The organism is Bernardetia aquimarina, from assembly GCF_042180575.1.
Taxonomy (GTDB): domain Bacteria; phylum Bacteroidota; class Bacteroidia; order Cytophagales; family Bernardetiaceae; genus Bernardetia.
Genome location: NZ_CP170094.1, coordinates 3321555 through 3334900, shown reverse-complemented (window position 1 = coordinate 3334900; position 13346 = coordinate 3321555). Strand labels below are relative to the sequence as shown.

Genomic DNA, 13346 nt, shown 5'->3' with positions numbered 1-13346 from the left:
ATCAATTTCTGAATTTATTGTTTTGTTTTTTTACTTTTATCTAAAAAGATTTTTGATTTTGTACCATGCTCCTCTTGGAGAATACCATTTTCTGACAATTACAAGTTCTCCCAAAAAGTGTTCTGTTAAAACTACATCGACTGATTCATTCTTTTTTATTTTTTCTACTGTAATCTCTTGAGAAGCAAAACCAATAAAATGAAAAGTTAGTACAGCATCTTTAGGAACTGTTATCGAATAATTGCCTACTGAATCTGTAAGTACGCCTTGTTGTGTTCCTTTTATTTGAACAGTTGCAGAGGGAAGAAATTGTCCCGTTTCATCTTTTACAGTTCCTGTTATGGTTCTTTCTTGTTCAAAATCCACTACTATCCCTCCCACTCGTCCAGATAATGCTTCTATTATAGCTTCCATATTCACAGCCAAATCTATCTCAATAAACTGATTAGTAGGCGAAGTTGTTACTTCAACCTCTTTACTTTCTAAACCTTCATATTTTACTACTAGAGTTACAGTTTTTTGATTTTGAGCTAATTCAAAAGGAATATACATCGAAAAAAGACCATTTTCTAAAGAAACTGTTTTATGTTCTGTTCCTTTTATTGAAATAGAAGCATTTGATAAAGTTTTCTTTCCATTTACTATTTTTCCATTGATAGCAATTTCTTTTCCTTGATTTTCTATTGCTTTTCGTTCTGCTCTTTGCTGTTTTATTTCTGCTACCTCTTCATCTGTATATATAGCTCCTCCTTGTGCCTTTGCTTCCGTAGAAGCGACAAAGAAAGCAAAACATGCTGCTGCAAGTTCCTTCAAAAATATTTTTTTACGTGGTGTTTCTTGTTCCTTTAGTTTCCTATCAATTTGTGTTTTTTTGAAATGTCCACAAGTGTTTTGTCCTTTGTATTCTTTGAAATAATTTATGATTTCGATATCAGACATCACAGAAAAATCAATGACTAATTTTTGACAAGAACCACAAAAACGACCTTTTTCTTGGGAATCCATTTTGTTCCAATCTTCATGACAAGGCTCTGGTAAGTTTACTTTCATAGCTTTTTTTTGATTTAATAATTGAAAAATAGATTTTTATAAAAATCATCTAAATATTCTTTTTACTTTATACCATAAGTTTCTTGGAGTATACCATCTGTAAGGTCTGCTAGATATTCCTCCAACTATAAACATTCCTTCTAACATACCATTTTCTAGCGACACATCAATAACTGTCTGTTCTTCTACAATAATTTCTTTAGAATCAAGACCTACAAATCTAAAAACTAAAGTACTTCCATAAGGAACAACTAAAGAATAGTTTCCCTCTATATCTGAAACAGTTCCTTGATTTGTTCCTTTTATTTGAATTGTTGCAGAAGGTAATGTTTCTCCTGTATTATCTTTTATAGTTCCTGTTATTATTCTTTCATATCTATATATTTGTTGATTTTCTGAAAAATCCACCTCAACAAACTGATTAGTAGGCGAAGTTGTTACTTCAATCTCTTTACTTTCTAAACCTTCATATTTTACTACTAGAGTTACAGTTTTTTGATTTTGAGCTAATTCAAAAGGAATATACATCGAAAAAAGACCATTTTCTAAAGAAACTGTTTTGTGTTCTGTTCCTTTTATTGAAATAGAAGCATTTGATAAACTTTCCTTTCCATTTACTATTTTTCCATTGATAGCAATTTCTGTTTTTTTATCTTGATTCTTTTTCGTTTGTGCTATTTCTTCTTCCGAAAAATAAGATTCACCTTGTGCTTTTGCCTCCGTAGAAGCGACAAAGAAAGCAAAACATGCTGCTGCAAGTTCTTTCAAAAAGAATTTTCTACGTGGTGTTTCTTGTTTCTTTAGTTTTCTATCAATTTGTGTTTTTTTGAAATGTCCACAGGTATTTTGTCCTTTATATTCTTTGAAATAATTTATGATTTCGGTATCAGACATCACAGAAAAATCAATGACTAATTTTTGACAAGAACCACAATAACGACCTCTTTCTTGGGAATCCATTTTGTTCCAATCTTCATGACAAGGTTCTGGTAAGTTTACTTTCATAACTTTTGTTTGATTTTAAATGATTAACGTTTTTTAAATAACGAGTTTTTTAGATAAAATGCTGCATATAAAATTCATTTTCACCAAATTTAATTTCTATAATCATAAAAAAAACGATACTTCCTTTTTAGAAATATCGTTTTGTCTTTCTCATTAACCGTCGTTGAGGTTCAAATGAAACCGTCAACGAAGTTTTAGGTTATTCTATTCCCCAATCAAAAATGGTAAGTTCGGAAATAATTCCTCGTTCTATAATTTTTTGTCCAAAACATTCGGGTTGATTACAATACAAAAGACTTTCTGTTTTCTTATAAATTAATCCTACTTCATCAGCATAAATCTCATAGCGTAATTCTTTGTCCACCAAACTAGAATCCTGACTTTCAATTACTGTAATGGTATTACTAAAATTACTACTTCCAACCGATTTTGGAGCATTTACATCTTGTGCTAAGTAATCCTTTGCAGGACGAACATTAAAAAGATTTCCATTCCATGTTTTGTCTTCTTCTATCGGAAAATCCATTTTGATATATGGAATATTATGTTCCATTTTTACAACTACATTTTCATCTTTTCGTACAGAAAAAACAGAATCCAAACGAAAAACCTCTAATCCATTCGGACGCACATAACGCAAAACTTCATTTAGCTTTTCGCCATTTTCTCCTAGAAACTCATCTCCAATTACTTCTTTGAGTTGATAAGTAATCGTAACAGGGTCTTCATTCAATGCAAAACGAGTTTGATTGACAAGAAATGTCTGAAATTGTCCTTTTTGAATTGGATAAAAAGATTGTCCAATAGTAATATCATTTGGTTCTTCTGGGTCATCTTGACAAGAAGTAAGATTAAATAAAACCAAAATACTCAAAATAGAAAGAATATATAAAGTTGTCTTTTTCATTGATTTATTTTTTTGTAAAAATGTATCACAGATTTCCTAGTCTGTGTTAATAGTGAATTTAGTTTCACAAAACTTGCCAAAACTTAGTTCCATCTCCAATCAGTTTCATTTAGATAGTCAATATTCAAATCAGCTATTTTTTGTTTGAATGTTTCTGTGTTCAAAACATAGATTTTGGGAATAATAATCGCTCCTCCCTTTTTCATTTGCAGAAAAAAATGATTTTTTAGTTCGATGAGCTTTTCTGCATCAGACGTTTTTATTTTTCCTTCTTTTCCTTGCTCTTTGATATAAAAGTAGTTATTATTTCCTAGTTTTAGTGCATCTACGTGGTCTAATTTGTCTTTATAATTTTTGTTGATGTGATTGAGATACGATTTTTTGTATTTCCATTTTGAATAAATAGGATAAAACACTAGCCACAAAGCAGCCAAAAAAACACAAATCACAACTGCATCTTGATTGTTATTATAAAAATAGAAAAAAACACCTATCAAAATATACATTGTCGGAACGGCAAATCGTGCAATCAATCGTTTTTTGTGAATCGCTTTTGATAGTGAAGTTGTATAGAGTTGATATTCTAAAAAATCTTCTTCTTTGAGTGTATATTCTATTTTCATAATTCATTTGAATTTTTTCTTTAGTTTAAAAAAATATTTTTCCACTACTTCATAAGAAAATACAGATATAATTATTATCACAAAGATAGAATAAGGAAAAACAGTAATAATAGGTTCTTCTTTTCCATAAAACCCTGATGGAACTAATAAAGGTTGTTGCCATAAATATATACTATATGATAATACTCCTATATAAGTTACAAATTTCAGATTCAAAAAATTATAACTCCATCCTTTTGGTTGTAAACTATAAGAAATAATTAGTACCCCTACTGCTATGCTTTGTACTGTTTTATTAAAAGGAACAGTAAAAAAACCAAATAATAAAAGATATTGCATCAAGGAACTAAAAAAAATCAAACCTAGTGCTACAAAACGAACTAGACCTTGAGGTAATTTATTTAAAAAATGTATTATTTTATAATCTTTATAATAAATAAATGCAACTAAACACCCTATCATCAAACAATCCATGTTGGAAAAAAAAGAAAACGTTAGGAAACTTCCCTTCTTAGCAAGATAAAAGTATAACCTAAAAATAGGAGCAAGTATGACTAATGTAACTGCTATTTTGATACGATATTTTTTAGAGCCAAAATAAAATATAAGAGGCCATACCAAATAAAATTGTTCTTCTACTGCTAAAGACCACAAATGCCCGTCTATCCAAGAGCCACAAAAGAAATTTTTTGTATAAGTTAATGAAGAGAGATATTGACACCACGTAATATTGACAATAGTAAAATAATCAATCACAACTAAAACAATTAAAAAAGTATAATAAACAGGCATCAAACGAAGAAAACGACGTATATAGAAGTTTTTTAAATTTATTTTACCCTTACTATCTTCTTCCTTTAGCATTAAAGTAGTAATTAGAAAACCACTAATTGTAAAAAACACTCCTACCCCTAATATCCCATCAAAATAAATATAGCTAGGTAATAATGAAGAAAATAAATCAGAATGCTTTAGATGTGCACCTATAACCAATAAAATGCTTACTGCTCTCATTCCATCTAAAGCTGGAATCCTTTTGTCTTTTTTATCCATTTTTTGATTAATTTGTAAGAATATTTTATTATTACCTCTTTAACAAAGTTAGTCCAGAAGAGTAGAAATACGATTAGTTCATAAAAGTACAAATTCCTACCTTTGTAGTGAGCATAAATAGTAATTTTTTTCAATATTCTATTCTTTTTTTATGAGCCTAAAAAGCATACAAACACCCATTAAATCCGAAATGAAAGTCTTCGAACAAAAGTTCAGAGATTTTATGCGCTCTGATGTGATGCTTTTGGATAAAATTACCAATTATATTGTCAAAAGTAAAGGAAAACAGATGCGTCCCATGTTTGTTTTTTTGTCGGCTGGTATGTGTTCTTCAACTGGAACGATTGGAGAAGTAACCTATCGGGGAGCTTCTTTGGTGGAACTTTTACATACAGCTACACTTGTACATGATGATGTGGTAGATGAATCAAATTATAGAAGAGGTTTTTTTTCAATTAATGCACTTTGGAAAAATAAAGTAGCTGTTTTGGTAGGCGATTATTTGCTTTCTCGTGGTCTTTTACTGTCGATTGATAATGGAGATTTTGAGCTTTTGCGTATCGTTTCAAATGCTGTTAGAGAGATGAGTGAAGGAGAATTATTACAAATCGAAAAATCAAGAAAATTAGATATTACAGAAGACATTTATTTTGAAATAATAAGACAAAAAACGGCTACCCTTATTTCGGCTTGTTGTGGTGTGGGTGCAGCTTCGGCAGGTGCAGACAAAGCAACAGTAGATTTAATGAAGGATTTTGGAGAAAAAATAGGAATTGCTTTTCAGATAAAAGATGATTTGTTTGATTACGGAACTGCCGAAGTAGGAAAGCCTTTAGGAATTGACATCAAAGAACGAAAAATGACTTTGCCTTTGATTTATGCGCTAAAAAATGCCTCTGATAAAGACCGAAAACATATCATTTATTTAGTCAAAAATAAAAATAATAAAGCTGATAAAATAAATGACGTAATAGAATTTGTCAGAAAATCAGGAGGAATAGAATACACCAAAACAGTAATGCAAAACTATTACAAAGAAGCGATGGAAATGCTAACTATTTTTCCAGAATCTGAACACAAAACTTCACTTATGGAACTTGTGAAGTATGCGATTGAGAGGGAGAAATAGGCAGTTATCAGGAAATTCTTTTTTTGCATATATTGTTTGAAAATAATATCATTTGATTTAGTATTTGTTTTCTCTATAATTTTGTATTCAAAAAATCCGTGTTTTCATCTGCATAATCAGTAAAATCTGTGTTCTATAAAAATATAATCTCTTTCAAACCATATATAAAGAAAAACATACCGTCCCACAAAACCTAAAAAAACCCATTCGTCTTCAAGAATATGGAGTAGGTATTTTTGCACTCATTCCTACCAAATCAGCATTAAAAAAGGCGTTGAAGAAAAATTATATTACTGTAAATGATAAACCTGCCACGACGGCTACTTTTATAACTGGTGGAGAAATGATTGTTTTGTCTATTCCAAAAGATGAAAATAAAGGCAAATCAAAAAGAGAATTGATTTTTCCTTTGAAAGTTCTTTTTGAAGATGAATATTTGGCAGTTATTCACAAACCTGCTGGTATTTTGGTAAGTGGAAATGCTTTCAAAACGATTGCAAACGCTTTACCTCAAAACCTAAAACCAAGTACTCTTGAAGATGCGACTATTCCACAACCTGTTCATCGCTTAGATTATGGAACAACAGGAGTTTTGCTTGTCGGAAAAACAGCGAGTAGTATTCGTGCTTTGAACAAACTTTTTGAGGATAAAGAAATAGAAAAAATGTATTATGCTATTACGATTGGGAAAATGAAGGAGTTAGAAGGAATAATAAATACAGAAGTTGATGAAAAAGAATCAAAATCAGATTATAAAATTATTAAATCTGTAAAATCAGAACGGTTTGATTTCTTGAATTTAGTAAAACTAAAACCTCAAACAGGAAGAAGACACCAACTCCGAAAGCACTTAGCAAGCATTGGAAATCCAATTTTGGGAGATAGAGAGTATGGAAAAGAAGGATTAATTTTGAATGGAAAAGGTATTTATCTACACGCTTGTCGTTTAGAATTTGTTCATCCATTTACAAAAGAAACTATTTTTATAAAAAGCGAATTGCCTCACAAATTTTTGAAGCTATTTAATCAATAGAATAGTTATTTGTGATTTATTTCCCTAAAAAAACAAAAGTAGATAAGGTATTTTACTAATATTCTTTAAAAATTCATCTCTATTTTTTTGAGAGTTTCTGAATTATGTATCTTGTTAAGAATAAGTACAACTGACTTCACAGTCTGTTCGAAAAAATACATAAACACTTTATCACAGACTAGAAAGTCTGTACTACATTTATATTCTATTTTATGAAACATTCTATCTACAAAATTGGAGCTGTTACACTTGGTCTGACTTTCGGACTTGGCTTGACTTCTTGCAATGAACCAAAAAAATCTACTGCTACCGAAGCAACCGAAGAAGTAGCAACTGACAACAAACCAACCGATTATTTAGCTATTGATTTGGCTAACTTTGATACAACTATTCGTCCTCAAGACGACTTTTTTATGTATGTAAATGGAAGTTGGCTCAAAAACAATCCTATTCCTGCTTCTGAAACTCGCTGGACAAGTTTTAGCGAAATTTTGGAAAGAAACAGAGAAATATTAAAACGTGTGGCTGAAAATGCTGCAAATAATACCTCTGCTTCTCCAACTTCTGCTGAAGGTCATGTAGCTGCATTTTACAAAAGTGGAATGAATGAAGCAAAACGTGAAGAAATGGGAATGAAGCCTATGGAAATTCATGTAGAGGCAATCAATAAAGCAACTACTTTAGAAGAGCTTTTGAAAGTAACAGCAAATCAAAAAGCTATTGCAGGTTCTTTATTTAGTGTTTATGTAACGGCTGATGAAAAAAACAGTTCTACAAATGCACTTTATATGAATCAAGGAGGAACTTCACTTCCAAAAGCCTATTACGAAACTGCTGACCTTAAAGAAAAATTAGCAGCTTTTGAAAAGCATGTCGCTAATATGTTTGTTTTGATGGGAGAAAATGAAGAAACAGCAGCTAAAAAAGCTCAAAACGTAGTTGCTATCGAAACGGCTCTTGCTAAAGTTTCTCGCACGCCAGCAGAGCGCAGAGATACAGAAAAGAATTATAACAAAATGACATTAGCTGAACTTCAAAAACTTTCTCCAAACATAGATTGGAAACAGCACTTGTCTGACATCGGAATTCAAAATATTGAGAGTGTAGAGAATGTTATTTTAGGAGAACCTGAATTCTTTACAGGGTTGAGTAAAGCCTTAAAAAGCAACTCTTTGGATGCCCTTAAAGATTATCAAAAATATCAACTTGCTAGTAGTTTTGCTAATTTTTTAAATAAAGATTTTGAGAAAGAAGCATTTGATTTCTATAACAAAACAATGCGTGGACAAAATGAAATGCAAGAGCGTTGGAAACTTGTCTTGAATGTAATTGATAGAAGTGTTGGTCACTCTTTAGGTCAGCTTTATGTAAAAGAGGCATTTAGTCCAAAAGCAAAAGAACGTGCTGAAATAATGATACAAGATGTTCGTGCAAGTTTTGAAGACCATATCAAAGGATTAGAATGGATGAGTGAGGACACAAAGAAACAAGCTCTTACCAAACTTTCTGCCATTACTACAAAAATTGGTTATCCTGATGCTTGGAAAGCCTACGAAGGACTTGAGCTTTCAGAAGATAATTATGCTCAAAATTTTATGAATGCAAGTGCTTGGTGGTTAAAAGATAACTTGGCAAAAATAGGAACTCCTGTCGATAAATCAGAATGGCACATGACACCTTCTACTGTAAATGCCTACTACAATCCAACAAGTAACGAAATTGTATTTCCTGCTGGAATACTTCAACCTCCTTTCTTTAGCGAATATGCTGATGATGCCGTAAATTATGGTGGAATTGGTGCAGTTATCGGACACGAAATTTCTCATGGTTTTGATGACCAAGGAAGTCAGTATGACGCAGAAGGAAACATGAATAATTGGTGGACAGATACAGACAAAGAACAATTCAAAGAAAAAACAACTTCGCTTATCAATCAATATAGTGAGTACACAGTTTTGGATGGTATCAATGTAAAAGGTGATGCAACTTTAGGCGAAAATATTGCTGATTTGGGTGGAATGGCTGTGGCTTATGATGCACTTCAAAAAGCGTGGGCTAGAGATGGCAAACCAGAAAATCAAGATGAATTTACGCCAGAGCAGCGTTTCTTTATTAGTTGGGCGCAAATTTGGCGTGTAAACTTCACAGATGAAGAGCTTCGCAACCGAATTGAAGTAGATTATCACTCACCAGGTATGTTTCGTGCAAATGGACCTTTGAGTAATTTTGATCCTTTCTTTACTGCTTTTGAGGTAAAAGAAGGCGACAAAATGCGTAGAGAAAAACAAATTGTTATTTGGTAAACAGATAATAATACCAAAATAAAATCTATGTTTCCCTTTAGATTTCTCGTTCAAGTATTTTGCTTGGACGCTCTTTTTTGTCAGCATATACTGACGAAATAGATAGATAGATACAAGATAGAATCTTGCACCAGTGAAGTTTAATATTTATTTTGGTATAATGTCGTTGGTAGAAATACCAAAAACAGAAAAATTTAGTTTTAATCAAAAAAACCGTTTTATTATTTTATAGAATAATAAAACGGTTTTTTGTGATTTGATAGTAACTTTTGAGATTATGTTAAGAATAAAATTCAGTAATTACTTCAATTATTTTGTCTATTTCTTCTTCTGTAAGTTCGTAATAAAAAGGAAGACGAACTAAACAATTTGCATATTTATCACAATTTAGAAGCTCTCTTCCATCATGTTTATCGTTATAAAAAGGAGATTTATGAAGTGATAAATAATGAAAAACAGCATTTATATCATTTTCTTTTAACTTAGAAATAAGTGCTGAGCGTTCTTCAATAGTATTACAAATCAAATAAAACATGTGTGCATTATTAGTTGCATAGCTAGGTATTTGAGGTGTTTTTACTAATCTTTTCTCATCTAATTCTTTCAATCCTTCTTGATACTTATTCCAAATATTTTTTCTACGGCTTTGTATATCTTCTAAGTTTTCTAATTGAGCATACAAAAAAGCTGCAATAATATCAGAAGGCAAAAAAGAAGAACCAATATCTACCCAACCATATTTATCTATTTCGCCTCTAAAAAAAGCCGAACGATTTGTTCCTTTTTCTCTAATAATTTCAGCACGCTTGACAAATCTATCATCATTAATGACTAACATTCCACCTTCTCCCGAAATAATATTTTTAGTTTCATGAAACGAAAAAGCAGCCAAATGTCCAATACTTCCCAATGGTTTTTCATTATAAAAACTATCAATAGCTTGTGCAGCATCTTCAATTACAAATAAATTATATTTATCAGCAATAGACATAACTTTGTCCATGTCACAAGCCATTCCAGCATAATGAACGACTACAATAGCTTTCGTTTTTGGCGTAATAAGTTCTTCTATTTTATCAGCATCAATATTTGGAGTATTTTGTTCACTATCTGCAAAAACTATTTTTGCACCACGCAAAACAAAGGCATTCGAAGTAGAAACAAAGGTATAAGATGGCATAATTACCTCATCATCTTCCTTCAAATCAATAAGAAGAGCAGCCATTTCAAGTGCATCTGTACAAGAGGTAGTAAGCAAACATTTTTTGAAACCATATTTTTGTTCAAAAAACTGATGACTTTTTTTGGTAAACATGCCATCTCCAGAGATTTTTTTACTCTCAACTGATTGACGAATATACTCCGTTTCTTTTCCTGTTAGATAAGGCTTATTAAAAGTTATAAGATTCATACAGTAGTAATTAAGATAACATGAAAAAATAATGCTCTAAAAATATTTTTTAACTATCTCCACTTTTTACTTTAGAGAATTTGTGCTTGAAATTTAGAAAATATTTTTCAAAATAAGTATAAGATAAATAACTTATTCCAATAGTTAGAGAAATAATTGAGAAATAAACCAAAACATTATATAAAATAATATTTTGAATATCTGATGAGTTTATCAAACCAAAACATAAAAACATTATGATAGGATGATACATATAAATGCCATACGATATTTTGCCTAAAAAATTTAGAATCGTTTTTTGTTTCTCAAAAATCTTTTTTGCTGTGATTACATGAAGAATAATACCTCCAAATAATATAGGTAGTCCTTTATTCAAAATAAGAACTGGATAAAAAAGCAATACACATGTTGAAACATAAAGACCAATTATAATTAATTTATGACTAAATAATCTTATAACAACCTCTTTATAATAAAAAAACAAGTAAGCTGTTAAAGCACCAATACACATATAATGTACAGGAAATTCAACTAAATAGGTATAAAAATAAAATAAGATTTTATAATTCAATATTTCATAATTATTTAGTGCATACTTAAAACCTATCAGAAATAAGGGCTTAAAAAAAATGATAATTAAAGCAACATACACAATATTTTTTTTGAATAATTTGAGTAAAACAGGCCAAAAAATATAAAATTGTTCTTCTACACTTACTGACCAAGTTTGAGCAGCTCCTGCTATAGCAGATTTCGTAGCCAAAGCAATATGAGAAAAAAACATTAAAAAAAGAGCTAATTTTAAGTAGAAAGAATCAGAGATAACATTTATCCTGTTTATATAATTGGTTTCCCCTTTCAAAAAAGGTAATAAATCAGGCAATAGGGGTACAATAAAAAAAGATAAAAAAACTATCAAATAATAAAGAGGCCAAATACGAAGGACTCTTCTCACATAAAAATCTTTTACATTTATCTTATCATATCTTTCTTGTTCTATAAATAATAAATAAGTAATCAAAAACCCACTCAAAACAAAAAATAAATATACTCCATGTTTACCAATACTATTTGTAAAATAAGACAATTCAGAAATGCCTATAAGAGAAGCTTTGCCTCCCATTCTTTTATAAAGTTCAATATGGTGAAAAACAACTGCCAAAGCTGCTATAGCTCTAAGTTCGTTTAGTCCTTTAAAAAAGATTCTTTCTTCCTTACCTTTACTCATTATTATTCTTTTATAAAAATGCTATTTATTTGTTTTTTTTAGCAGGCACTCCTACATAAAGCCCTTTTTCTGTAATAGATTTAGTAACAACTGTCCCTGCACCAATTTGAGTGTCTTGACAAATAGAAATATTATCTATAATAGTGCTATTGATTCCCAAAAAACACCTTTTTTCAACTTTAATAAAGCCTGCTAAAGCTGCTGAAGGAGCAATAAAACAACAGGTTTTTATTTCTGTATCATGGGCAATACAAACAGCCGTATTGAGTAAAACACCATGACCAATCTTACAACCTGCATCTACAGTAGTGTGAGGCAAAATAACAACTCCCTTACCTATTTTTGCACTAGAATCTATATATGCAGAAGGATGAACAATAGAAGCTAACGGAATATTCTGAGATAATAGTTTATGAAGTATTTGTTCTTTAAATTCAAGGTGTTTGTAACCTATGGCAATACTGATTTCATCAAATTTATCTGCTTTAAAGTCTTTTTCTATGTCAGCAATTTTGCCTAAAAGAATAAATTTATTGTCAGCACTTTCAAGTGTTTGAAAATCATCATAAAAACCAACTACTTCAAAGTCACAAGCTTTTGCATGATGTGCTATAAGTTGTCCTAAATCTGCTGCTCCAATAATAGCTAGTTTTTTTTTCATTTTTCTTCTAAATTAGTAACTGTTTTGACTGAATAAAGAGGTCTTTGTTTGACTTGCTTATATATCTTTCCTACATAAACTCCCACAATTCCCATCATTATCAGTTGAATACCAAAACCAATAAGCATAGAAACCATTATAGAAGACCAACCCATTTGAAAATCAATGAGAAGAAGTTTGGCAACAATGATAAAAAAAGCAGCAAAAAAACCAAACATAACCATATAAGAACCTATACGAATAATATTTTTGAGAGGAAGGTCTGAAAAATCTAAAATAGCATCAAAGGCAAGATTGAGTTTTCGACTAAAATTAAATTTACTTACACCAGCAAAACGTTCTCGTTGTTCGATTGTAATAGTAGTTTGTTTCATTCCCACATGCATAAACATTCCTTCTATAAATCTGCTTGATTCATTATACTTCAAAAACTGATTCGTAAAACGACGATTAAAAATACGCATTACAGCCAAGCCTCTAGGCAAATTAAGTCCTGTAAAATGCTCCAAAACCCACCAAAAAAGTTTAGAGAAAAGTACATTTATGATATTATCTTTTTTCTCTTTGCGTACACCAAATACTAAATCATATCCTTCTTCTATTTTTTTTATAAAATTTGGAATTTCTAAAGGAGGGTCTTGTAAATCAGGATCCATCATAAGCAAATAATCTCCGTTGGAATATGTTATTCCTGCTGTAAGTGCTGCTTGTTTGCCATGATTATAAGAAAACTCTATTAATTTCAGATTATTATTTGTTAGAGCCTGTGTTTTTATTAGCTCTACAGTATTATCTTTACTTCCATCATCAATAAAAATAATTTCATAATTAATATCATGGTCTTTTAATACTTTCGTCGTTTCTGCAATAAACTGTTCGATACATTCTTCTTCAAAATATACAGGAACAACCAAAGAAAGTAGTTTGTCTTTTAACATAGTCT

The 13346-nt window shown here is 30.6% G+C and carries 12 protein-coding genes; 3 read left to right on the top strand and 9 right to left on the bottom strand.

Going from position 1 to position 13346, the window contains the following annotated elements; translation table 11 throughout:
- Nucleotides 1–36: 36 nt before the first annotated feature.
- The 5 genes from ACE193_RS14245 to ACE193_RS14225 all read right to left on the bottom strand — a co-directional run bounded on the left by ACE193_RS14245 (nt 37) and on the right by ACE193_RS14225 (nt 4638).
- Nucleotides 37–1050 carry a carboxypeptidase-like regulatory domain-containing protein gene (locus ACE193_RS14245; protein ID WP_375558889.1) on the bottom strand — a complete coding sequence of 338 codons (1014 nt, stop codon included), beginning with the start codon at nt 1048–1050 and terminating at the stop codon, nt 37–39.
- A 45-nt stretch (nt 1051–1095) separates the two neighbouring features.
- Entirely contained in the window at nt 1096–2055 is a 960-nt protein-coding gene (locus tag ACE193_RS14240) for a carboxypeptidase-like regulatory domain-containing protein (RefSeq protein ID WP_375558888.1), read from the bottom strand.
- A gap of 199 nt (nt 2056–2254) precedes the next feature.
- Nucleotides 2255–2962 (bottom strand): hypothetical protein, encoded by a 708-nt coding sequence (locus ACE193_RS14235; protein ID WP_375558887.1) that lies wholly within the window; start codon nt 2960–2962, stop codon nt 2255–2257.
- Nucleotides 2963–3045: 83 nt separating this feature from the next.
- On the bottom strand, nt 3046–3585 hold the full coding sequence (locus ACE193_RS14230; protein ID WP_375558886.1) for a YcxB family protein: 540 nt from the start codon (nt 3583–3585) through the stop codon (nt 3046–3048).
- 3 nt (nt 3586–3588) lie between these two features.
- A complete protein-coding gene (locus tag ACE193_RS14225; RefSeq protein WP_375558885.1) occupies nt 3589–4638 on the bottom strand; it encodes an acyltransferase family protein in 1050 nt (349 codons plus the stop codon).
- A 151-nt stretch (nt 4639–4789) separates the two neighbouring features.
- Here ACE193_RS14225 and ACE193_RS14220 point away from each other — a divergent pair, with 151 nt between their 5' ends.
- The 3 genes from ACE193_RS14220 to ACE193_RS14210 all read left to right on the top strand — a co-directional run bounded on the left by ACE193_RS14220 (nt 4790) and on the right by ACE193_RS14210 (nt 9103).
- Entirely contained in the window at nt 4790–5767 is a 978-nt protein-coding gene (locus tag ACE193_RS14220; protein WP_375558884.1) for a polyprenyl synthetase family protein, read from the top strand.
- 274 nt (nt 5768–6041) lie between these two features.
- The gene (locus tag ACE193_RS14215) at nt 6042–6800 is read left to right on the top strand and encodes an RluA family pseudouridine synthase (protein WP_375558883.1); all 759 of its coding nucleotides are present in this window, start codon (nt 6042–6044) and stop codon (nt 6798–6800) included.
- A 212-nt stretch (nt 6801–7012) separates the two neighbouring features.
- The gene (locus ACE193_RS14210) at nt 7013–9103 is read left to right on the top strand and encodes a M13 family metallopeptidase (RefSeq protein WP_375558882.1); all 2091 of its coding nucleotides are present in this window, start codon (nt 7013–7015) and stop codon (nt 9101–9103) included.
- Nucleotides 9104–9383: 280 nt separating this feature from the next.
- Here ACE193_RS14210 and rffA read toward each other — a convergent pair whose 3' ends face one another.
- Genes rffA through ACE193_RS14190 form a run of 4 tightly spaced genes read right to left on the bottom strand, consistent with a single transcriptional unit; the run spans nt 9384 to nt 13341 of the window.
- Nucleotides 9384–10514 carry a dTDP-4-amino-4,6-dideoxygalactose transaminase gene (gene rffA / locus ACE193_RS14205; protein WP_375558881.1) on the bottom strand — a complete coding sequence of 377 codons (1131 nt, stop codon included), beginning with the start codon at nt 10512–10514 and terminating at the stop codon, nt 9384–9386.
- Between the two features lie 49 nt (nt 10515–10563).
- Entirely contained in the window at nt 10564–11742 is a 1179-nt protein-coding gene (locus tag ACE193_RS14200; RefSeq protein WP_375558880.1) for an acyltransferase family protein, read from the bottom strand.
- A 25-nt stretch (nt 11743–11767) separates the two neighbouring features.
- Nucleotides 11768–12403 carry an acetyltransferase gene (locus ACE193_RS14195; protein ID WP_375558879.1) on the bottom strand — a complete coding sequence of 212 codons (636 nt, stop codon included), beginning with the start codon at nt 12401–12403 and terminating at the stop codon, nt 11768–11770.
- On the bottom strand, nt 12400–13341 hold the full coding sequence (locus ACE193_RS14190; RefSeq protein WP_375558878.1) for a glycosyltransferase family 2 protein: 942 nt from the start codon (nt 13339–13341) through the stop codon (nt 12400–12402). Before ACE193_RS14190 ends, ACE193_RS14195 begins: the two co-directional genes overlap by 4 nt.
- Nucleotides 13342–13346 lie beyond the last annotated feature (5 nt).

Bases quoted from the DNA above. Each gene is read 5' to 3' on its own strand.
- ACE193_RS14245 (WP_375558889.1), bottom strand. From the start codon at position 1,050: ATGAAAGTAAACTTACCAGAGCCTTGTCATGAAGATTGGAACAAAATG.
- ACE193_RS14240 (WP_375558888.1), bottom strand. From the start codon at position 2,055: ATGAAAGTAAACTTACCAGAACCTTGTCATGAAGATTGGAACAAAATG.
- ACE193_RS14235 (WP_375558887.1), bottom strand. From the start codon at position 2,962: ATGAAAAAGACAACTTTATATATTCTTTCTATTTTGAGTATTTTGGTT.
- ACE193_RS14230 (WP_375558886.1), bottom strand. From the start codon at position 3,585: ATGAAAATAGAATATACACTCAAAGAAGAAGATTTTTTAGAATATCAA.
- ACE193_RS14225 (WP_375558885.1), bottom strand. From the start codon at position 4,638: ATGGATAAAAAAGACAAAAGGATTCCAGCTTTAGATGGAATGAGAGCA.
- ACE193_RS14220 (WP_375558884.1), top strand. From the start codon at position 4,790: ATGAGCCTAAAAAGCATACAAACACCCATTAAATCCGAAATGAAAGTC.
- ACE193_RS14210 (WP_375558882.1), top strand. From the start codon at position 7,013: ATGAAACATTCTATCTACAAAATTGGAGCTGTTACACTTGGTCTGACT.
- rffA (WP_375558881.1), bottom strand. From the start codon at position 10,514: ATGAATCTTATAACTTTTAATAAGCCTTATCTAACAGGAAAAGAAACG.
- ACE193_RS14200 (WP_375558880.1), bottom strand. From the start codon at position 11,742: ATGAGTAAAGGTAAGGAAGAAAGAATCTTTTTTAAAGGACTAAACGAA.
- ACE193_RS14195 (WP_375558879.1), bottom strand. From the start codon at position 12,403: ATGAAAAAAAAACTAGCTATTATTGGAGCAGCAGATTTAGGACAACTT.
- ACE193_RS14190 (WP_375558878.1), bottom strand. From the start codon at position 13,341: ATGTTAAAAGACAAACTACTTTCTTTGGTTGTTCCTGTATATTTTGAA.